This is a genomic window from Klebsiella sp. BIGb0132 (assembly GCF_024810075.1).
GTDB classification, from domain to species: domain Bacteria; phylum Pseudomonadota; class Gammaproteobacteria; order Enterobacterales; family Enterobacteriaceae; genus Klebsiella; species Klebsiella terrigena.
Genome location: NZ_JANUDW010000019.1, coordinates 25,888 through 45,417, shown reverse-complemented (window position 1 = coordinate 45,417; position 19,530 = coordinate 25,888). Strand labels below are relative to the sequence as shown.

The window sequence follows — 19,530 nt, the reverse complement described above, 5'->3', positions numbered from 1 at the left end:
AATAATCGAACGCAGTTCGATGGAGAGTCCGGCGGCAGAAAAGCAAAAACCCAGCCATAGGCTGGGTTCTCTAATTAGTGGTGCCCGGACTCGGAATCGAACCAAGGACACGGGGATTTTCAATCCCCTGCTCTACCGACTGAGCTATCCGGGCAACGGGGCGCATTAAAACCGATTCGCCTCGCTGCGTCAACGAAATTTCATCAAATCAACGCAGGATGGACAATCTATCACCACATTGCATTAAAAGCACGCACCTTCAGGCGAAAAAGAGGCTCCAGGCTGCCGATAGCGGCATGGCCAGCACCAGCGCCGGCAGCATATTGACCACCGCAAACATCTTGATACCGCAGATGCGCAGCCCGGTCGCCAGCAGCAGCATTCCGCCAACGGCGCTGAAATCAGCCATCATCATCGGGGTCGTCAAAGGCATAATTAACGCCGCGCAGGCCGCCAGGGTGAGCTGAATAGCCAGCATCGGGACGCTTATCGCCGCGACGGCAATACCGAGAGAGCAGGCAAAGATGGTGGCGGTGAAAAAGTCGAGGAACGCTTTGGCAATAAGAATGCTGGCGTCGCCGGTCATGCCTTCGCGCATTGCGCCGAAGACTCCGGTGCCGCTGGCGCAGAACAGCACGATAATCGCGACGTAGCTCTGCACAAAAGAGTCATGGGCGGCAACCCGCCGCTTGCCCTTGGGCGAAAATATCTGCTGGAGCTTGCCGACCAAAGCGTTGGTCCCTTTCTCCATATTGCACACTTCGCCAAGCAGGGCGCCCAGCAGGGTGGCGAGCACCATCACCGGCAGGTTGGCGCATTTAATCACTAATAAAATACCGATGCCCAAAGAGGCGAGGCCAAAAATAGAGGTCATCGCTGTACGGATGCGCTCCGGCAATCTCTGGCTTAAAAGTGCGCCAATAATGCCGCCTAACAGCACCGCGCCGGCGTTAATAAAAGGTCCTGTAACCACAGTGTGCTCCCGTTAATTATCCCTAATAAGTGCATTATTATGAACCTGTCACGGCGTAAACGCTTGTGGATCCGTGGTGTAACTGCATATGCAATTGATCTTGCCTGGGTATGGCAAAGGTGACATTATTGCGCGAATTTTCTTCTCTTCAACTATGAGGCCGCCGGGATGACCGCATCACCAACGCATTGCCGCCGCGCGCGGATGCGCAAGCCGCCTCATCTTGCTACTCTTAGTCTCGATCCTCTTCCCCTCATGCGGTGAAGGCAGCGTATGCTCACTGCAGGACAACAGTAAAAGCGGACCCGGTCTGCTTTTACTGATGTCGGGCGGTCGGAGCTGGAATCCAGTCGGACCCTGACATTTCGTTGGACAAGGCGTGAACGCCTTGTCTGAGGCCTTTTACTCTCCGGAAACGGGTATTCGCGCTAATGAAATCAATGAGCATTGCCGCCAGCTGCGAGCTGGTCCCCCATCTGTCCACCCACCGTCGCGTGGTAGCGCTGGACAGTACCGATTTTACCGATGTGGCGGCAGTCGTCATTACCGCAGCGGACAGCCGCAGCGGCATCCTCTCTCTGCTTAAGCGTAGCGGGTTTAACCTGCCGGTCTATCTGCTAAGCGACAACGAAATGGCAAAGCCAGACGGCGTCGCGGCGGTGATGACCGGCAAAGAGCAGGAGTGGCTGGAGCTGGAAGCGGCCGCCTGCCGCTATGAAGACAACCTGCTGCCGCCGTTCTTTAATACCCTGACCCAGTACGTCGAGATGGACAACAGCACCTTTGCCTGTCCGGGACATCAGCACGGCGCGTTTTTTAAAAAACACCCTGCGGGCCGTCAGTTCTTTGACTTCTTTGGTGAGAACGTCTTCCGCGCCGATATGTGCAATGCCGACGTCAAGCTGGGTGACCTGCTGATCCACGAAGGCTCCGCCAAGCACGCGCAGAAGTTCGCGGCGAAGGTGTTTAACGCCGACAAAACCTATTTCGTCCTTAACGGCACCTCGGCGGCGAACAAGGTGGTCAGCAACGCGCTGCTCACCCGCGGCGACCTGGTACTGTTCGATCGTAATAACCACAAATCCAACCACCACGGCGCGCTGATTCAGGCCGGGGCCACGCCGGTCTACCTGGAGGCCTCGCGCAACCCGTTCGGCTTTATCGGCGGCATCGATGACCACTGCTTTGATGAAGGCTATCTGCGCAACCTGATCCGTGAAGTGGCGCCGGAGAAGGCCGATGCGCCGCGGCCGTTCCGCCTGGCGGTGATTCAGCTGGGCACCTACGACGGAACCGTCTACAACGCCCGTCAGGTGGTGGATAAGATTGGCCGCCTGTGCGACTACATCCTGTTTGATTCCGCCTGGGTCGGCTACGAGCAGTTTATTCCGATGATGGCCGACTGTTCGCCGCTGCTGCTCGATCTGACGCCGGAAGACCCGGGCATTTTTGTCACCCAGTCGGTGCACAAACAGCAGGCCGGTTTCTCGCAAACGTCGCAGATCCACAAGAAGGATAACCACCTGCGCGGCCAGGCACGATTCTGCCCGCACAAGCGGTTGAATAACGCCTTTATGCTGCACGCGTCAACCAGCCCGTTTTACCCGCTGTTTGCGGCGCTCGACGTGAATGCCAAAATTCATGAAGGCGAAAGCGGCCGCCGGCTGTGGGCAGAGTGCGTGGCGCTGGGTATCGAAGCGCGTAAGGCGATCCTCGCCAGCTGTAAGATGATTCAGCCCTTTGTTCCGCCGACGGTGGCCGGGCGTCCGTGGCAGGATCATCCGACCGAAGCCATCGCCCGCGAGCGGCGCTTCTTCAGCTTTGAGCCGGGCGCCAGCTGGCACGGCTTTGAGGGCTATGCGGGCGATCAGTACTTCGTTGATCCCTGCAAGCTGCTGCTGACCACGCCGGGCATTGACGCGCAAAACGGCGAATATACCGACTTCGGGATCCCGGCGACGATTCTGGCGCACTACCTGCGCGAGAACGGCATTGTGCCCGAGAAGTGCGATCTGAACTCGATTCTGTTCCTGCTGACCCCGGCCGAGAGCGCTGAAAAAATGGCGCAGCTGGTGGCGATGCTGGCGCAGTTTGAACAGCATATCGAAGCTGATACCCCGCTGGCCGACGTGCTGCCGACCATCTTTAACAAGTATCCGGTGCGCTATCGTGATTACACAATCCGCGAGCTGTGCCAGGAGATGCACGATCTGTACGTCAGTTTCGACGTTAAGGATCTGCAAAAAGAGATGTTCCGCAAGCGGAGCTTCCCGCGAGTGGTGATGAATCCGCAGGACGCGAACCGCGAGTTTATCCGCGGTAACGTTGATCTCGTGCGCCTGAGCGAGGCCGAAGGCCGCGTGGCGGCTGAGGGGGCGCTGCCGTATCCGCCGGGGGTGCTGTGCGTGGTGCCGGGCGAAGTGTGGGGCGGAGCGGTGCTGCGCTACTTCCTCGCGCTGGAGGAGGGCGTCAATATGCTGCCCGGCTTCTCGCCGGAGCTGCAGGGCGTCTACAGTGAAACGGATCCTGACGGCATTAAGCGGCTGTATGGCAACGTGCTGAAGGCATAAAAAAACGCCCCGGCGCGAGCGCGGGGCGTGGCATTTTGTAGCCCGGCAGGCGTTGCGCCGCCGGGCTGCTATCAGGCGCTCTGCTGGACTGCAGCAGGCTGTCTGACGTGCTTGTATTTAAACAGCGCGACGAAGGCGAAAGCCAGAACCAGCGAGTATCCGGCGAAGATAAGCCATACCGGCTGCCAGTTGGTGATACCGTTGGTGGTATACATCTCCACCACTTTCCCACTCACTACGCCGCCAAGAATACAGCCGAAGCCGTTGGTCATCATCAGGAACATCCCCTGGGCGCTGGCGCGAATTTCCGGTCTTACCTCTTTCTCGACAAACACCGAACCCGAGATGTTGAAGAAGTCGAAGGCACAGCCGTAGACAATCATCGACAGAACCAGCAGCACGGTGCCGAACGGCGATGGGTCGCCGTAGGCGAACAGGCCGAAGCGCAGCATCCACGCCACGATACTGATCAGCATGACGTTCTTGATGCCGTAGCGGCTCAGGAAGAACGGAATGGTCAGAATAAACAGGGTTTCGGAGATCTGGGAAATCGACATCATGACCGACGCATGCTCGACGATAAAGCTGCCCGCGAACAGCGGGTTATTGTCGAAGCTGTGCAGGAAGGTATTACCGAACATGTTGGTGATCTGCAGCTCTGCGCCCAACAGCATGGAGAAGATAAAGAAAATCGCCATCCGTTTGTTTTTGAACAGGGCAAATGCGTCCAGGCCCAGCATGGTGCTCCAGCTCTGGTTTTTCTGCTGGTTAGAGACCGGGATATGCGGCAGCGTCAGGGTGAACAGCGCCAGCACGACGGAGAGCGTTGCGCCGATATAAAGCTGCATATGGCTTAGCTCGAAGCCGGCGAAGCTGACGGCCCACATCGCCATGATAAAACCGATGGTTCCCCAGATACGGATAGGCGGGAAATCGGTGACGATATCCATGCCGGCGGATTTCAGACGATAGTAGGAAATGGTGTTAATCAGCCCCAGCGTTGGCATATAGGCCAGCGAGTTGAGGAGAATAACCAGGAACATCTCACCCGGCGTGGTGACCTGGGCCGCCATAAACAGCGTCCCCGCCCCGACCAGATGACATAGCGCATAGACCCACTTGGCGCTGATCCACTTATCCGCCACGATACCCAGCAGCGTGGGCATAAACACGGCCGCAATACCCAGCGAGCTGTATACGGCACCGATCGACGCTCCGTCAAACTTAAGCGTCACAAACATATAGGAGCCTAGCGTAGTCAGCCAACTACCCCACAGGCAGAACTGCAGAAACGACAATATTTTAAGCTGCAGCTTAAGGTTCATGTTATTTTCCTCACGAGTAAGCGGGGGAGCTGTTGTTATGGTTACATTCAGGACTACGATTTGATGAAATTCTATCAGCAAGCGGCATCATGTTTTGTTACCTTCCGCAAATAAATGCAATCCATATTAATTTGCAGATTAGATTGTGATGCAAATAACGTTTTCGTATGGCGCACGGTGAAATGGCACGAGACGATCCCGGCTCTCGCGCGTGCCGAGAGCCGGGTAGAGGGTAAAGACCCTATTTGCGGCGGTAGGACTTCTGCGCCGTGTTGACCTTATACAGGTAGCGGCGGGATTCCCCTGAGGGGTGGCGGGTGGTGAGCGTCGTGTAGACGTCGCCCGGCGTCATGCTGTTAATGATATTGGCCGCCTGGACCTTATCGCTGGAGAAGACCCGCAGTACGCTCCCCGCGCCGCCGTTATAGGCGGTGATCACCGCGTAGCGTCGCGAGGTAGGGTTGTCGATGCCGGCGAGGTAGACGTTGTTCAACATCGCCAGATACGCGGTGCCGGTGTCGATATTATTGGCCGGATCGAACAGGAAGCTGCGGCTCGGCAGGCCCGATCTCCCCTGGGAGCGGAAAACGTCTTTCCCGGCGCTGTGCTGGACGACCTGCATCAGACCCAGCGCGTCGGCATGGCTGACGGCGTAAGGGTTAAAGGAGGATTCGGTCTGCATAATCGCCAGGATCAGCGACTCGTCAATGCCGTACTTCCGCGCCGACTGGCGCACCATACCGATATACTTATGCGCGCGCTTATCGAGGTGGTTCGGCACCAGGCTGATGGTGATGCTGTAAATGATCCGCAGGCCGTTGCTGCGGCTTTTCAGCCGCGTCTGCAGCAGATAGTCGGCGTAACGCGACGCGCGCCACTCCCAGCGAATCGGATCGCCGTGATTGTCCACCACCTGACCGTAGAGGAACGGCTCTTTCGAAATCTGGATATCGTCGGTGTCGGAGTAGAGGTCAATGGAGCCCGGATCGTCGCCCATCAGCAGCGTTTTGATGATGGTCTGACGAAGACGGCCGGTGGGATCGGTACCGGCGATAGTCTCGACGGTAATGGTACCCTCATCAAAGTTGATGTGGCTACGGGTCTGATAACCGTCGGTATATTTAACGTAGTCTTTCGGCCCGGCGAGCAGGACTTCGTTATAACCCCAAATATTTTCGACGTTGTGGGCGAACTGGCCCATCAGGATATCGAAACCGTTGGTGTCCTTTACCCACGCTTCGTCATACCCGGCGCCCTTTTTATTCGAGCTGGAACACGAAACGAGCAAAGGCGCAATGAGCGCTAGCGCTAAATATTTTTTCATCATTCCGGGAGTGTGCGTTGTGTTGGTGGTGGTAAAAGCCGTCAGGCCCTTACCGTTTTTCCGGCGGCGTATAGCCTTCGATATGCACATCCTTCCCTTCAAACAGGAACTGAATCATCTCCTGCTCAAGCAGTTTGCGGTGCTCTACGTTCATCATGTTGAGCTTCTGCTCGTTGATCAGCATGGTCTGCTTGTGCTGCCACTGGGCCCAGGCTTCTTTGGAGATCTCGTTATAGATGCGTTTGCCGAGATCGCCCGGGTAGAGCTGGAAATCCTGGCCATCCGCTTCGCGCTGCAGGAAAGTACAAAAAATAGTTCTGCTCATGATTAATCCTCTTTAATTGGCCTGAACGCTATACCAGCGCCCCGGCCTTAAGCTGTTGCAACAGGCGTTCCACGGGAGCCGCCAGACCGACCGACGGCGGCTGCGCTAAGTTATACCAGAGTGCGCCAGCTTCATCCATGCATGCGCCTGATGAGTGCACTGTAAGCCACATCGGCACAATATCCAGGTGGAAATGGCTGAAAGTGTGGCGAAACGCGGTCAGCTGCGTCAGATTATCGGCCTGAATCTGCCGCTGTGCCAGCCACTCGCGCAGCGTCTCTTCATCTTCAAACTGCGGAAAACAGAATAATCCGCCCCACAGCCCTACCGGCGGGCGCTGGGCGAGAAACACCTCGTCGCCGTGCTGCATCAGCAGAAAATAGCCGGTGCGTTGCGGAATAGTTTGCTTCGGTTTCCTGCCGGGATATTGAGTCCATGAATTATTGGCGTAGGCCTCGCAGCCGTTATTCAGCGGGCACAGCTCGCATTTAGGCTTCGAGCGGGTGCAGACGATCGCCCCCAGATCCATCATCGCCTGGTTAAAACGTTCGACCCCTTTGGCCGGCGTCACCTCTTCGCTAATCCCCCAAAGCTGCTTCTCTACCTCTTTTTTTCCCGGCCAGCCGCTGACCGCATAGCAGCGGGCCAGCACGCGCTTCACGTTGCCGTCGAGAATCGGAAAATGCTTACCAAGAGAGAGCGATAAAATGGCGCCCGCCGTCGAGCGTCCGACTCCGGGCAGGGCGGCCACTTCGTCAAAGGTCTGCGGGAATTCGCCGTCGTGCTGGTTGGCCACCTGCTGCGCCGCCTTATGTAAATTACGCGCCCGGGCGTAGTAGCCGAGGCCGGTCCACAGATGCAGGACTTCGTCCAGCGGGGCGTTGGCCAGATCGATAACCGTTGGGAAACGTACCATAAAGCGTTCAAAATAAGGGATTACCGTTGCCACCTGCGTTTGTTGCAACATCACCTCGGAGAGCCATACTTTGTAGGGCGTTTTGCCGATTTGCCATGGCAGGGTTTTACGCCCGTATTTGTCGTACCACTCCAGCACCTGGGCTGAAAATTGCGCGGCGAGAAAAGTCAAAGCTGCAGCTCCGGAATTGCGATAACAGGGTGGCAGATTGCAGCACAAGGGCGAGAGGCTGTAAACCCTTGCATCCGTCGGGTAACTTTGGATAATGCCCGTTTTCCGAACACATTCACAAGCAGACCTAACCTTTATGAAAAACGACGTCATATCTCCGGAGTTCGATGAAAACGGCCGCCCCCTGCGCCGCATTCGTAGCTTCGTCCGCCGCCAGGGCCGCCTGACCAAAGGGCAACAGCACGCGTTGGATAATATCTGGCCGGTGATGGGCGTTGAGTTCACCGATGCGCCGCTTGATTTAGCTTCGCTGTTTGGCCGCGAGGCGCCGGTCACCTTAGAGATCGGTTTTGGCATGGGCTCCTCGCTGGTGGCGATGGCCAAGGCGAAACCGGAGCAGAATTTCCTCGGGATTGAAGTACACTCTCCTGGCGTCGGGGCGTGCCTTGCTTCCGCTGAGGAAGAGGGTGTACAAAACCTGCGCGTGATGTGTCACGATGCGGTCGAAGTACTGCACACCATGATCGCGGATAACTCCCTTAATATGGTGCAGCTCTTTTTCCCGGACCCGTGGCATAAAGCGCGGCATAATAAACGCCGCATCGTGCAGGCGCCGTTTGCTGAACTGGTTAAAAGCAAGCTCAAGCTCGGCGGCGTCTTCCATATGGCGACCGACTGGGAACAGTATGCCGAGCATATGCTGGAAGTGATGTCGTCGCTTGACGGCTACCGCAACCGCTCGGAAAGCAACGACTATGTACCGCGCCCGGAATCGCGCCCGGTAACCAAATTTGAACAGCGTGGCCATCGTCTTGGCCACGGCGTATGGGACTTAATGTTCGAGAGGGTGAAATAATGGCAAAGAATCGTAGCCGTCGTCTGCGTAAGAAAATGCATATCGACGAGTTTCAGGAAGTGGGCTTCTCCGTCGCCTGGCGTTTCCCGGACGGGAGCAGCGAAGAGCATATCGACCAGACCGTGAATGACCTGATCAATGAAGTGATCGAGCCGAACAAACTGGCGTTTGACGGCAGCGGCTACCTCTCCTGGGAAGGTCTGATCTGCCTGCAGGAAATCGGTAAATGTACCGAAGAGCATCAGGCTATTGTCCGCAAGTGGCTGGAAGAGCGTCAGCTTGCCGACGTGCGCACCAGCGAACTTTTTGACATCTGGTGGGACTAAGTTTGACGAGGGTCGGCAATTGCCGACCCGTTTTGTCTGAAGGGAGCTTTATGATGCGCAAAACGCTGCTGGCGGTGGCGCTGTCCGTCACCGCTTTGACCGCGCATGCGGACTACCAGTGTAGCGTCACGCCGCGCGACGACGTGATCCTCAGTCCGCAGAAGGTGCAGGTGAAAGGGGAGAACGGCGATCTGGTGATCATGCCGGACGGCAGCCTGACCTATAACGGAAAACAGTATTCCCTGAACGCGGCCCAGCGCGAGCAGGCTCAGGATTATCAGGCCGGCCTGCGCAGCAGCCTGCCGTGGATTGACGACGGCGCCCGCGCGCGGGTTGAAAAAGGCCGCAAGGCGCTGGATAAAATCATCACCGAACAGGTGGGAACCAGCAGCAGCATGCACGGTCGTCTGACCAAGCTGGACGCGCAGCTAAAAACGCAGATGAATCGTATTATTGAACGCCGCAGCGATGGGCTGACCTTCCATTATAAAGCGATCGATCAGGTCCGCGCCGACGGCCAGCAGCTGGTCAATCAGGCGATGGGCGGCATCCTGCAGGACAGCATTAACGAAATGGGCGCGAAGGCGGTTCTCAAGGGCGGCGGTAACCCGCTGCAGGGGATCCTCGGCAGCCTTGGCGGCCTGCAAACGGCGATTCAGGAAGAGTGGAAGAACCAGGAAGCGGATTTCCAGCAGTTCGGCAAAGACGTCTGCAGCCGGGTGGTTTCCCTTGAAGATAGCCGCAAGACGCTGGTGAGTTCACTGAAATAACCTATTCATTGCGCGGCCCGTAACGCCCGGACCGCGCAATACTCTCTTTAATCGTCCCGATTAGGCACGTCCGTGCGATACGCGCGAGCGGCGGGCCAGCGAGTCGATAATCACCGCAATCGCCAGCACGCAGCCGGTAATGATATAGCGCAGCGATGAGGGCAGATTCAGCAGCGTCAGACCGTTCGAAATCGACTGAATCACGATGATCCCCAGCAGTGCGGACCAGGCGCTACCGCGCCCGCCAAACAGGCTGGTGCCGCCGATCACCGCCGCGGCGATGGCGTTGAGGTTAACGTCGCCGGTACCGGCCTGCTGGCTGGCTGAGGCCAGGCGTGAAGCCGCCAGAATCCCCCCGAACGTCGCCAGCGTCGCGCAGAGTACAAAGGCGCTGACGTAAATGGCCCTGACGTTAATCCCCGAACGACGTGCGGCCTCGCGGTTGCCGCCGACCGCAAACATCGAGCGTCCCCATTTTGTCCGCTTCAGCGCATAGTTGAGCACCATCGCCGCCGCGACAAACAGACCGAAAATCCACGGCACGCCGCGACCCAGGTTGAGGTAGAAAACGGCGGCCTCAAAAATCACCGTCAGCAGCACCGCGCGCAGCAACAGCGAGCTGACGGACTCCGCGGAGAGGTTAGCCTGCAGGCGCCGTACGCGGGTTTTAAGGCCAAACGTCAGCAGCGCCAGGCCGGGCAGAAGCGCCATGGTATGGGAGAACCAGTCCGGCATGACCATCAGCTGGCCGAAGCGAACCAGTGGCGAAGCGTAGGGCAGATTGATGCTGCCGCTGGGGCCGAGAATGTACAGCTGCATCCCGAGCAGCGCCAGCAGGCCGGCGAGCGTCGCCACGAAGCTCGGCATCCCGACGCGGTTGTAGAGCAGGGCATAAATCAGGCCGACGGCGATACCGCACAGCAGCGCGACGCCAATAGCCGCGGCGACCGGCCAGCCTGCGTTGACCCACAGGACGCCGACAATCGCCGAGGCCAGACCGCTCATCGAGCCGACGGAAAGGTCGATTTCGCCCAGCATCAGCACGCAGACGATCCCCAGCGAGATAAAGCCTACAGTGGCGCAGTCAAAAAGCAGGTTTACCAGGTTATTCGGCGCAATAAACACCGGGTTGAGCCAGGTAAACACCAGGGAGATAACGATCAGCCCGGCAATCACCGGGGCGGTGCCGAGATCGCCGGTCTTGATACGGTTGATTTGCGCACGCACCACGCCGAACAGACCATCGTTGTGCTGGACGCGCTCATCGCTGCGATCCAGGGCCGGGCGGGATTCAGTCTTGCTGTTCATAAAATTAAATCACTCCCGAAGAACTTAACTGTGATTTACGTTCAACGCGGCGCGACACGGCATTTTCCGTTGCGCCGGTAATGGCGGCGACCAGATCCTGGTTGGATGCGTCGGGGGTGAAGATCCCCTTATTACGTCCGAGGCGCAGGACCACGATGCGATCGGCAACCGCGCGCACGTCTTCCATGTTATGGCTGATAATGATGACGCCGAGGCCGCGTTCGCGAACGCGCTCGATCAGGTTGAGCACTTCCGCCGTCTGGGCGACGCCGAGGGCGGCGGTTGGCTCATCCAGCATGATGATTTTTGGATTCATCAGCAGGGAGCGGGCAATGGCGACGGTTTGGCGCTGGCCGCCGGAGAGCGAGGCGATGGGTTCGCGCACCGACGGAATTCGGGCCGCCAGCTCCTGCAGCAGCGTCCACGCCCGCACCTCCATGGCAACCTCATCCAGCTGTAAAGGCGAGATCTCCTGGCCTAAAAACAGGTTGGCCACCACGTCCAGGTTTTCGCACAGGGCTAAATCCTGAAAAACCGTGGCGATACCGTATTCCAGCGCTTTTCCCGGGCTATCAAGCGTGACGACCCTGCCGTCGAACTCAATGGTGCCGTCGGTGGGCTGATGCACGCCGGCGAGGATTTTGACCAGCGTAGATTTTCCCGCGCCGTTATCGCCCACCAGCGCCACCACTTCACCGGCATGGACCTCCAGCTCGATATCCGCCAGGGCGCAGACGGCGCCAAAGTGTTTAGAGACGTTGCTGAGCTTCAGGATCGGCTGCCCGGCCGTGGATATTTTCTCTTGTTCTTGCGACATGGAAGAGACCTCAACTATTGCGAAACTACGCCCGCCGTTGGATGACGGGCGCGTGGGCAAAATTACTTTTCGATGCCTAACTTCTGGCAGGCTGCGGCGTATTCGCCGGTACAAACCTGAGCGTAGGTCTGGATCTTCTTATCGAAGATTTCCGCTTTAATATTCTTCGCGGTGATCACCGCCGGGGTGAAGAGCTGCGAAGGGGTGTTGTACAGGGTGGTGCTGGCCTGCGGCTTCTTACCCTGAATAAACTCAACGGCCACTTTCGCCGCCGCCGCCGCGACGATCTCCGACGGTTTGGAGATGGTGTTGTACTGGTCGCCGGCAATAATGAGCTGCAGCGCGGCGATGGTGGCGTCATTGCCGGTGACCGGCGGTACCGGCTGTACGCCGGCGGCTTTGAAGGCGGCAATCGCCCCGCCGCCGGTGCCGTCGTTGGCGGCAACCACGCCTTTAATTTTGTCACCAAAGCGGGTTATCTGCCCGGCAGCCCACTCCTGCGCTTTAGGCGGCGCCCATTCCGGCGTATCAAATTCTGCGAGGGTTTTGTAGCCCGACTCCTTCAGGCCACGGTGGATACCGTCGCGGATCAGTCCCGCCGCCGCGTCGGTAGGGGAGCCGTTGATTTGCAGCACGCCGGCATCCTGCGGCACGCCGCTCTCTTTCAGATGGCTGGTTAAGGATTTAGAGATGGCATAGCCAATCCCTTCGTTATCAAACGAGACGTAGAAATCTGCCGGTTTCGCCGGGATGGGGCGATCGTAGGCGATCACTTTGACATCCTGCGCCTGGGCGTTGGCGACCAGCGCAGCGGCGGCGGAAGAGTCCACCGGATCGAGAACGATGATTTTCGCGCCCTGGGCAATCACCGAGTTGAACTGCTGCTGCTGCAGGGTGGCGCTGGCGTTGGCATTTTGATAAATGACCTTGCAGTCGGCGCACAGTTTGCTCATCTCCGCCTTGAAGCCCGGAAAATCATGCTGCTCGTAGCGCGTCGATGCCTGGTCGGGCATTAAAAAGGCGACCGTGGCGGATTCCGCTGCCTGTGCTGAAGCGGTAATGCCGGCGGATATTGTGGCAAGTGCGATAAAAACATTGCGGTAATTCATTGTCTTACCCTCTTTTTTATATGCTTGAGCCCGCCGGCATGGGCCGACGTCATAAAGACTTTTTTAATAAGAGTTACCAATAATTCACATGTAGGATACTTCGGTTTTACATTTGCTCAACCGATGAAGCAGGATTACCACCGCGCAAAAAAGGAGTCAAGAAATGGAGAAATATCGATGTGTATTTGTGATTGGCTGCAAAGATCTGAATAAAAAAGGAGCAGGTGCTTTGACCGAAGCGCGGAGGGAAAACGAGGGTGAGAAGAGGGGATCGTGCGGGAAAAGAACGGGCGGCGAAGGGCCGCCCGGATGCTTAATCTTCGCTCAGGAACAGCTCCAGCAGCGAGTTTAAAAACAGCTTGCCGTGCTCGGTTATCTGCCAGCAGTGCGCGTCCTCAGCCAGGTAGCCCTGGGCGATGGCGGCGGCAATTTGCGGGCGAATCACGCTCTCATCAAGGCCGGTATAGCGGCTGAACTCGGCGCGCGGCGCGGCTTCCAGCAGGCGGAAACGGTTCATAAAGAACTCGAACGGCTTATCCGCCGCCTCGACGTCGTGCTGGCGCTCAAGGTAGCGGCCTTCCATGTAGCCGCGCGGATGGCGCGTTTTTGCCGTACGCAGAATGCGTCCGTCAGGGAAGGTCACCTTACCGTGCGCCCCGCAGCCGATGCCGAGGTAGTCACCAAAGCGCCAGTAGTTAAGATTGTGCTGGCACTGATAGCCGGGTTTGGCGTAGGCGGAGGTTTCATACTGCTGATAGCCTGCCGCCGTCAGCAGCTGATGCCCCTGCTCAAAAATATCCCACAGCGCATCGTCATCCGGCAGCACCGGCGGACGGGAGCCGAACAGGGTATTCGGCTCAATCGTTAGCTGATACCACGACAGGTGCGGCGGGTTGAGCTCAATGGCCTGGCGCAGATCGTCCAGCGCCTCATCCAGCGACTGGTCCGGCAGGCCGTGCATCAGGTCGAGGTTGAAGCTGCGCAGGCCGAGGCCGGTGGCCAGATGCGCCGCGCGTTTCGCCTCGCCAGGGCCGTGAATACGTCCCAGACGCTGCAGCTTTGCTTCGCTAAAGCTTTGCACGCCGATGGAGATCCGGTTGACCCCCGCGCGCTGATACTCAACGAAGCGATCGGCTTCCACGGTGCCGGGGTTGGCCTCCATGGTTATCTCGGCGTCGGTGGCCAGCGGCAGGCAGGCGCGAACGCCGTCGAGCAGCGTCTGCATCGCCGGCCCGGAGAGCAGGCTAGGCGTACCGCCGCCGATAAAAATAGTCCTGATTTCACGGCCCTGGGCATAGTGCGCGTCGGCCCGCAGATCGTTGAGCAGGTGCTGCACATAGTCGTCGTGCGGCACCTCGCCCTTTAACGCGTGCGAGTTAAAATCGCAGTACGGGCACTTCTGCACGCACCACGGGATGTGAATATACAGGCTCAGAGGTGGCAAGTTAGCCATTACGTAATGATTCCAGTAACAGTTTCAGCGCGCGCCCGCGGTGGGATATCGCGCTTTTTTCTTCACGACTCAGCCCCGCCGCGGTTTTCCCCTCGGACGGAACAAAGAAAATAGGATCGTAGCCAAAGCCGCCGCTGCCTGCCGCGCTGCGGGCAATCACGCCGGGCCAGCTGCCGTGACAAACAATCGGCGTTGGGTCTGCGGCATGGCGCAGGTAGACCAGCACGCAGTGGAACTGCGCCTGGCGCTTGTCGTCGGGAACGTCGTGCAGGGCAACGAGCAGCTTTTCCAGGTTCTGCTGGTCGCTGGCACCTTCGCCGGAGTAGCGCGCGGAGTAGATCCCCGGCGCGCCGCCGAGCGCATCGACCGCCAGGCCGGAGTCATCGGCAATCGCCGGCAGGCCGGTAATCTCTGCGGCATGGCGCGCCTTCAGAATGGCATTTTCGATAAACGTCAGCCCGGTTTCTTCGGCGTTGTCGACTCCCAGCTCGGTTTGAGCAACGATATCCAGACCAAAATCTTCCAGCAGCGAGGCCAGCTCGCGGACTTTTCCGGCGTTGCCGGTGGCGAGAACAACTTTTTGCATGATTAATCCTGTTTAGAGCCAGGCTCTTATTCTGTCAGCGCCGCGACCTGAGTCGGGATCTGTTGCGGGTTAATGATTTTTATCTGCTTGTGCCGGCCCAGTTCGCCTTTTTCAAGAAGCACCTGGCTTTTCGCGACGCGAAACTGTTTGGCGAGGAACTTAATCAGATGGGCGTTTGCCTGACCATCAACGGGCGGGGCGGTAATGGCGACTTTGAGCTCGTCGCCATGTAAACCAACGATGCTATCACGGCTGGCCTTGGGCTGAATATACAGCCGCAAAACCAGCCCGTCAGCGCAGGCTTCGACGGCACTCATAGCGCCATCCACAGCCCCGGAAGCAGAACGTTACCGGTCGCCTGAAGCAGCTCGGAAATGCCCATGTTAATCACGTACAGCAGCAGAACCAGCACCATCGGCGAGAAGTCGATACCGCCCATGGACGGCAGCAGCTTGCGAATAGGACGCAGCAGCGGGTCGGCGAGCTGCATCAGCACGTATTCAACCGGGCTGCGGCCCTGGCTTACCCAGCTCATAATCGCCATCAGCAGCAGCACCCAGAAAATCAGCAGGCCGATAGTCTTAATCAGGATCAGCAGCGCGGAAATCCAGATGATCGGCTGGAAGGTGACCACCATAAACAGCACGATGGCTTTGATGACGCAGAGAATAAAGGCCAGCAGCATCGAGGCGCTGTCGAGCGGCCCCAGGGCCGGGATAATACGGCGCAGTGGCCCAACCACCGGCTGGGTTGCCTTCACCACAAACTGCGAGAAGGGGTTGTAAAAGTCGCAGCGTGCCCACTGCATCCAGACGCGTAACAACATGATCATGGTGTAGAGTTCAATGACCGTTGAAAGCAGGAAAGTCAACGTCTTCATGGCGTTCCTCAGATTCCTTAATTTTTGCTGTAGTCGCGCGCACCGAAGATTGCGGTACCGATGCGCACCATAGTGCTTCCCGCCGCGATAGCGGCTTCCATATCATCCGACATTCCCAGAGACAGCGTATCGACCGCAGGGTAGTGCGCCTTAAGCCGCGCAAATGCTACCGCCATTTGTTGGGCGACGGCAAACTGCCTTACATACTCTGACTCAGGGGCCGGAATGGCCATTAATCCGCGTAGCTGCAGATTCGGCAGGACGTCGATCTCTGCCGCCAGCGCATCCAGCTCCTCAGGTGGGATCCCTGATTTGCTTTGCTCGTCGCTGATATTAATTTGAATCAACACGTTAAGCGGCGGCAGATGCGCCGGACGCTGCTCGCTTAGCCGGGCGGCGATCTTCAGCCGGTCGACGGTGTGGCACCAGTCGAAATGCTCCGCTACCAGACGACTTTTGTTGGACTGCAGCGGGCCAATAAAGTGCCACTGCAGATGGTGAACCCCGGCATCCTGAAAGTGGCGAATTTTTTCCACGCCTTCCTGAACGTAGTTTTCACCGAAAGCCACCTGACCGGCAGCCACCGCTTCTTCGACCGCGCTCGCAGGTTTGGTTTTACTGACTGCAAGCAACGTAACTTCTTCTGGCGAGCGGCCGCAGCGAGCGGCAGCGCCTGAGATTTTGTCCCGGACCTGTGCCAGGTTATGCGCAATATCGTTCATATTCCGAGGATGAGTTATGGAGCTGGAAGAAATAGTGGCCCTTAGTGTAAAGCATAACGTCTCCGATCTACACCTGTGCAATGCCTCGGCGCCGCGCTGGCGTCGTCAGGGGAGGCTGGAGCCCGCGCCCTTCACGTCGCCGGAGATCGGCAAAATACTCGCGCAGTGGCTCAATGACGATCAGCAGGCGCAGTGGCAGGCCAGCGGACAGGTTGATTTCGCGCTGGCGCTACCCGGCGGGCCGCGCCTTCGCGCCAGCGCATTTGCCCACACGCGCGGGCTATCGCTGGCGCTGCGCCTGCTGCCGGAAGCCTGCCCGCGGCTTGATGAGCTCTGCGTTCCCGTCGCGATAGCCGAGCTGCTCAATGAAGAGAGCGGGCTGATCCTCGTGACCGGCGCGACCGGCAGCGGTAAATCGACCACCCTCGCGGCGATGGTTGGCTATCTCAATCAGCGCCTCGACGGCCATATCCTGACCCTTGAAGATCCGGTGGAGTTTGTCCATGGCAGCGAGCGCTGCCTGGTCCAGCAGCGTGAAATTGGCCGCCACGCGCCGTCGTTTGCGGCGGCGCTGCGGGTGGCGCTGCGCCAGGACCCGGACGTCATTCTGCTGGGCGAGCTGCGCGACAGCGAGACCATCCGCCTGGCGCTGACGGCTGCGGAGACCGGGCACCTGGTGATGGCCACGCTGCATACCCGCGGAGCCGCGCAGGCGGTGGAGCGTCTGGTTGACGTTTTTCCTGCTCAGGAAAAAGAGCAGGTTCGCGGCCAGCTGGCGGGAAGTTTATGCGCCGTACTGGCACAAAAATTATTACCGGATATATCTGGCGGTAGAGTTGCGCTATTCGAGCTTTTGGTAAATACCCCGGCGGTGGCTAATTTGATCCGCGAGGGTAAAACCCATCAGCTGCCCGGCGTGATGCAGACCGGACAGCAGAGCGGAATGCAGACTTTTACGCAAAGTTTTCAACAGCGTGTCTCCTCCGGGCGCCTGTAGCCGGAGGTTTAATATCCAGTCATCATGCCAGTTTGTTGTTATCGTAATGTTTTATTAATGTTCTTTGATATTGATTTTAAATATAGGTAAGCGTAAATGTCTACGTCAAAATAATGAGCGGCAGTAATTTTCTTAGGCATTATCCTCGCAGAAATAGGAAAAAAATAAGATTATCTTTTGACACTTTTAATGAATTCACCTTATGCTGTTTGTGGGGATAGGATGATTCCCATAAAATATTGTTTTAATATGTAAACTTATTTCAGTTTATTAATGAATATGTGATTTTTTGTTTTTAATTCATTTAACCACCATGATGGTGGATGCTTGCTAAGGAGAGTTTTAAGTGATTAATTTATCAGGTAATTGCACTCGTTCTCGTCAGATTATCTTTATTACTCATCCCTCGATTCAGAGTCAGTCTTTTGTCAGCGGACTGGCGGAAACCCTATCGATTTCCGTGACTCTGCATAATATCAATAAGCCGCTGACGCAGCGCTTAGCGAAAGACTGTGTAATATTATTTGATATTGCCGTGTCGAATAAAAAGCTGAACGGCGTGTGGCGAGATATTATTCGATCGCACGCAGAGAGCCCGCGCCTGCTGATTATCAACAGCGCACAAAAGTATGAGCTCTATGAGATGGCGCAGTGGCCCGCGCTCTACGGCGTCTTCCGCCATGACGATGACGTCTCGCGTTTAATTGAGGGCGTTAAGGCCGTGCTGAACGGCGAACAGACGGCTGAATTGAGCGTGATGCACCCGGCGATGTACGCTGCGAATCATGTATCGGAGCCGGTGGAAAGTTCGCCGCTGACGGAACGGGAATGTGAGATCTTAAACGAGCTGCGCTGCGGTGCGACCAATATGGATATTGCCCGGGCGCTGTTCATTAGTGAGAATACGGTGCGCACTCATCTCTATAACGTCTTTCGCAAGCTGAGCGTGAAGAATCGTACCCAGGCGGTGAGCTGGGCTAACGAGCATCTCCGTCACTAGGTCGTCACGATGATGGCGCCGGCTCGGCGCCATCATGTCGGGGTTTAAAAACCCTGCTCGAAGTAGCTTTCCAGAATAACCACCGCCGAGGCTGAGTCGACGCTGCCTTTATTCAAGGCGCGAAATCCGCCGTGCTCAAAGAGCCCCGCGCGGGCTTCCACCGTGCTCAGACGCTCATCGTGCAGGGTTATCTTGACCCCAAAGCGGCCGTGAATTTTATTGGCAAAGTTGCGCGCGCGCGCGGTTAGCGGCTGCTCGGTGCCGTCCATATTCAGCGGCAGGCCGACGATAACGGCTTCCGGCTGCCACTCTTTCAGCAGCTTTTCGATAACGTTCCAGTCCGGCTTCCCGTCCTGTGCTTTTAGCGCAGGAAGCGGGCGGGCGGTGCCGGTAATACGTTGTCCAATCGCGACGCCGATGCTTTTGGTACCAAAATCAAAGCCCAGTAAGGTTCCACTCATTACGCGTGCCCCGCAACGCCGGGCATCGTCACAATATCGATCCCAATCAGTTTTGCCGCTTCACGCCAGCGATCGGCAATCGGTGTTTTAAACAAAATATTCTGATCCGCCGGGGCGGTGAGCCAGGCGTTATCGAGCAGCTCCTGCTCCAGCTGTCCCTTTTCCCAGGAGGCGTAGCCCAGCGCGACCAGAACGTTGCTCGGCTGTTTATCGGTACCGAGAGTTTCCAGCACGTCTCGCGACGTGGTGATCACGGTATTGTCGGAAATACGGATGCTGGAAGAGAAGTCGGAGGGCGGCGAGTGCAGAATAAAGCCGCGATCTTCCGCCAGCGGGCCGCCAAGCATGACCGGCTTATCGAGACGAATATCGGGATTGCGCGGCTCAGCGACAATTTTCAGCTTCTCGAGGATCCCGTCAATCTGCAGATTTTCCAGCGGTTTGTTGACGATAATACCCATGGCACCGTCATCGTTGTACTCGCAGATATAAACCACGGAGCGGCGGAATATAGGGTCCTGAAGAGCAGGCATGGCAATCAAAAAGTGATGCTGTAAATTCATTGGCAGAGGTTCTGTTCCTGGTTCAAAAAGCAGCACCCAGTATGCGGGCAAAGTGCTGCCCTGTCGATTCAACTTTAT

Annotated in this window: 21 protein-coding genes and 1 tRNA gene; 6 read left to right on the top strand and 16 right to left on the bottom strand. The window is 57.5% G+C overall.

Features of this window, described 5'->3' with window-relative positions; translation table 11 throughout:
- Nucleotides 1–78 precede the first annotated feature (78 nt).
- Together M2416_RS26485 and M2416_RS26480 are read right to left on the bottom strand one after the other, a co-directional pair.
- A tRNA-Phe gene (locus M2416_RS26485) sits at nt 79–154 on the bottom strand.
- Nucleotides 155–259: 105 nt separating this feature from the next.
- On the bottom strand, nt 260–973 hold the full coding sequence (locus M2416_RS26480) for a DUF554 domain-containing protein (RefSeq protein WP_241722768.1): 714 nt from the start codon (nt 971–973) through the stop codon (nt 260–262).
- A 431-nt stretch (nt 974–1,404) separates the two neighbouring features.
- Here M2416_RS26480 and M2416_RS26475 point away from each other — a divergent pair, with 431 nt between their 5' ends.
- Complete coding sequence (locus tag M2416_RS26475; protein WP_259227579.1) at nt 1,405–3,543, top strand: ornithine decarboxylase; 2,139 nt, start codon at nt 1,405–1,407, stop codon at nt 3,541–3,543.
- 71 nt (nt 3,544–3,614) lie between these two features.
- Here M2416_RS26475 and M2416_RS26470 read toward each other — a convergent pair whose 3' ends face one another.
- The 4 genes from M2416_RS26470 to mutY all read right to left on the bottom strand — a co-directional run bounded on the left by M2416_RS26470 (nt 3,615) and on the right by mutY (nt 7,604).
- A complete protein-coding gene (locus M2416_RS26470) occupies nt 3,615–4,868 on the bottom strand; it encodes a nucleoside permease (protein WP_041147217.1) in 1,254 nt (417 codons plus the stop codon).
- 241 nt (nt 4,869–5,109) lie between these two features.
- Complete coding sequence (gene mltC / locus M2416_RS26465; RefSeq protein ID WP_076946664.1) at nt 5,110–6,192, bottom strand: membrane-bound lytic murein transglycosylase MltC; 1,083 nt, start codon at nt 6,190–6,192, stop codon at nt 5,110–5,112.
- Between the two features lie 49 nt (nt 6,193–6,241).
- Nucleotides 6,242–6,517, bottom strand: coding sequence for an oxidative damage protection protein (locus M2416_RS26460; RefSeq protein ID WP_041147215.1), 276 nt, complete (start codon nt 6,515–6,517; stop codon nt 6,242–6,244).
- Between the two features lie 28 nt (nt 6,518–6,545).
- Nucleotides 6,546–7,604, bottom strand: coding sequence for an A/G-specific adenine glycosylase (mutY, locus tag M2416_RS26455; protein ID WP_259227578.1), 1,059 nt, complete (start codon nt 7,602–7,604; stop codon nt 6,546–6,548).
- 136 nt (nt 7,605–7,740) lie between these two features.
- Here mutY and trmB point away from each other — a divergent pair, with 136 nt between their 5' ends.
- Genes trmB through M2416_RS26440 form a run of 3 tightly spaced genes read left to right on the top strand, consistent with a single transcriptional unit; the run spans nt 7,741 to nt 9,556 of the window.
- On the top strand, nt 7,741–8,460 hold the full coding sequence (gene trmB, locus M2416_RS26450; protein WP_041147213.1) for a tRNA (guanosine(46)-N7)-methyltransferase TrmB: 720 nt from the start codon (nt 7,741–7,743) through the stop codon (nt 8,458–8,460).
- Nucleotides 8,460–8,786, top strand: a complete 327-nt coding sequence (locus tag M2416_RS26445; RefSeq protein WP_041147212.1) for a YggL family protein — start codon at nt 8,460–8,462, stop codon at nt 8,784–8,786. The genes trmB and M2416_RS26445 overlap by 1 nt, the downstream gene beginning before the upstream one ends.
- Nucleotides 8,787–8,836: 50 nt before the next feature.
- Nucleotides 8,837–9,556, top strand: a complete 720-nt coding sequence (locus M2416_RS26440) for a YggN family protein (RefSeq protein ID WP_041147211.1) — start codon at nt 8,837–8,839, stop codon at nt 9,554–9,556.
- A gap of 60 nt (nt 9,557–9,616) precedes the next feature.
- Here M2416_RS26440 and M2416_RS26435 read toward each other — a convergent pair whose 3' ends face one another.
- The 8 genes from M2416_RS26435 to M2416_RS26400 form a co-directional block, all read right to left on the bottom strand.
- A complete protein-coding gene (locus M2416_RS26435) occupies nt 9,617–10,864 on the bottom strand; it encodes a sugar ABC transporter permease (protein ID WP_076946666.1) in 1,248 nt (415 codons plus the stop codon).
- Between the two features lie 4 nt (nt 10,865–10,868).
- Complete coding sequence (locus tag M2416_RS26430; protein WP_041147209.1) at nt 10,869–11,681, bottom strand: ATP-binding cassette domain-containing protein; 813 nt, start codon at nt 11,679–11,681, stop codon at nt 10,869–10,871.
- A 62-nt stretch (nt 11,682–11,743) separates the two neighbouring features.
- Nucleotides 11,744–12,790 carry a substrate-binding domain-containing protein gene (locus M2416_RS26425; protein WP_076946667.1) on the bottom strand — a complete coding sequence of 349 codons (1,047 nt, stop codon included), beginning with the start codon at nt 12,788–12,790 and terminating at the stop codon, nt 11,744–11,746.
- Nucleotides 12,791–13,103: 313 nt separating this feature from the next.
- Nucleotides 13,104–14,243, bottom strand: coding sequence for a radical SAM family heme chaperone HemW (gene hemW, locus M2416_RS26420; RefSeq protein WP_259227576.1), 1,140 nt, complete (start codon nt 14,241–14,243; stop codon nt 13,104–13,106).
- A complete protein-coding gene (gene rdgB, locus M2416_RS26415; RefSeq protein WP_259227574.1) occupies nt 14,236–14,829 on the bottom strand; it encodes an RdgB/HAM1 family non-canonical purine NTP pyrophosphatase in 594 nt (197 codons plus the stop codon). The genes hemW and rdgB overlap by 8 nt, the downstream gene beginning before the upstream one ends.
- A gap of 26 nt (nt 14,830–14,855) precedes the next feature.
- Nucleotides 14,856–15,146, bottom strand: coding sequence for a DUF167 family protein YggU (gene yggU, locus M2416_RS26410; RefSeq protein ID WP_041147205.1), 291 nt, complete (start codon nt 15,144–15,146; stop codon nt 14,856–14,858).
- Nucleotides 15,143–15,709, bottom strand: coding sequence for a YggT family protein (locus tag M2416_RS26405; protein ID WP_041147204.1), 567 nt, complete (start codon nt 15,707–15,709; stop codon nt 15,143–15,145). The genes yggU and M2416_RS26405 overlap by 4 nt, the downstream gene beginning before the upstream one ends.
- A 17-nt stretch (nt 15,710–15,726) precedes the next feature.
- Nucleotides 15,727–16,431, bottom strand: coding sequence for a YggS family pyridoxal phosphate-dependent enzyme (locus M2416_RS26400; RefSeq protein WP_076946670.1), 705 nt, complete (start codon nt 16,429–16,431; stop codon nt 15,727–15,729).
- A 16-nt stretch (nt 16,432–16,447) separates the two neighbouring features.
- Here M2416_RS26400 and M2416_RS26395 point away from each other — a divergent pair, with 16 nt between their 5' ends.
- Both M2416_RS26395 and M2416_RS26390 read left to right on the top strand, forming a co-directional pair.
- Nucleotides 16,448–17,428 (top strand): type IV pilus twitching motility protein PilT, encoded by a 981-nt coding sequence (locus M2416_RS26395; RefSeq protein ID WP_259227572.1) that lies wholly within the window; start codon nt 16,448–16,450, stop codon nt 17,426–17,428.
- Between the two features lie 346 nt (nt 17,429–17,774).
- On the top strand, nt 17,775–18,428 hold the full coding sequence (locus M2416_RS26390; RefSeq protein ID WP_259227571.1) for a LuxR C-terminal-related transcriptional regulator: 654 nt from the start codon (nt 17,775–17,777) through the stop codon (nt 18,426–18,428).
- A gap of 44 nt (nt 18,429–18,472) precedes the next feature.
- On the opposite strand, the gene ruvX is transcribed toward M2416_RS26390, so the two are convergent.
- Both ruvX and M2416_RS26380 read right to left on the bottom strand, forming a co-directional pair.
- Nucleotides 18,473–18,889 (bottom strand): Holliday junction resolvase RuvX, encoded by a 417-nt coding sequence (gene ruvX, locus M2416_RS26385; protein ID WP_041147200.1) that lies wholly within the window; start codon nt 18,887–18,889, stop codon nt 18,473–18,475.
- Nucleotides 18,889–19,452, bottom strand: coding sequence for a YqgE/AlgH family protein (locus tag M2416_RS26380; RefSeq protein WP_041147199.1), 564 nt, complete (start codon nt 19,450–19,452; stop codon nt 18,889–18,891). Before M2416_RS26380 ends, ruvX begins: the two co-directional genes overlap by 1 nt.
- Nucleotides 19,453–19,530 lie beyond the last annotated feature (78 nt).

Coding starts and splice junctions, on each gene's coding strand:
- M2416_RS26425 (WP_076946667.1), bottom strand. CDS start 12,790: ATGAATTACCGCAATGTTTTTATCGCACTTGCCACAATATCCGCCGGC.
- ruvX (WP_041147200.1), bottom strand. CDS start 18,889: ATGAGTGGAACCTTACTGGGCTTTGATTTTGGTACCAAAAGCATCGGC.
- M2416_RS26470 (WP_041147217.1), bottom strand. CDS start 4,868: ATGAACCTTAAGCTGCAGCTTAAAATATTGTCGTTTCTGCAGTTCTGC.
- M2416_RS26440 (WP_041147211.1), top strand. CDS start 8,837: ATGATGCGCAAAACGCTGCTGGCGGTGGCGCTGTCCGTCACCGCTTTG.
- M2416_RS26460 (WP_041147215.1), bottom strand. CDS start 6,517: ATGAGCAGAACTATTTTTTGTACTTTCCTGCAGCGCGAAGCGGATGGC.
- M2416_RS26405 (WP_041147204.1), bottom strand. CDS start 15,709: ATGAAGACGTTGACTTTCCTGCTTTCAACGGTCATTGAACTCTACACC.
- M2416_RS26430 (WP_041147209.1), bottom strand. CDS start 11,681: ATGTCGCAAGAACAAGAGAAAATATCCACGGCCGGGCAGCCGATCCTG.
- M2416_RS26400 (WP_076946670.1), bottom strand. CDS start 16,431: ATGAACGATATTGCGCATAACCTGGCACAGGTCCGGGACAAAATCTCA.
- rdgB (WP_259227574.1), bottom strand. CDS start 14,829: ATGCAAAAAGTTGTTCTCGCCACCGGCAACGCCGGAAAAGTCCGCGAG.
- M2416_RS26380 (WP_041147199.1), bottom strand. CDS start 19,452: ATGAATTTACAGCATCACTTTTTGATTGCCATGCCTGCTCTTCAGGAC.
- M2416_RS26435 (WP_076946666.1), bottom strand. CDS start 10,864: ATGAACAGCAAGACTGAATCCCGCCCGGCCCTGGATCGCAGCGATGAG.
- yggU (WP_041147205.1), bottom strand. CDS start 15,146: ATGAGTGCCGTCGAAGCCTGCGCTGACGGGCTGGTTTTGCGGCTGTAT.
- hemW (WP_259227576.1), bottom strand. CDS start 14,243: ATGGCTAACTTGCCACCTCTGAGCCTGTATATTCACATCCCGTGGTGC.
- M2416_RS26475 (WP_259227579.1), top strand. CDS start 1,405: ATGAAATCAATGAGCATTGCCGCCAGCTGCGAGCTGGTCCCCCATCTG.
- M2416_RS26395 (WP_259227572.1), top strand. CDS start 16,448: ATGGAGCTGGAAGAAATAGTGGCCCTTAGTGTAAAGCATAACGTCTCC.
- M2416_RS26445 (WP_041147212.1), top strand. CDS start 8,460: ATGGCAAAGAATCGTAGCCGTCGTCTGCGTAAGAAAATGCATATCGAC.
- mltC (WP_076946664.1), bottom strand. CDS start 6,192: ATGAAAAAATATTTAGCGCTAGCGCTCATTGCGCCTTTGCTCGTTTCG.
- trmB (WP_041147213.1), top strand. CDS start 7,741: ATGAAAAACGACGTCATATCTCCGGAGTTCGATGAAAACGGCCGCCCC.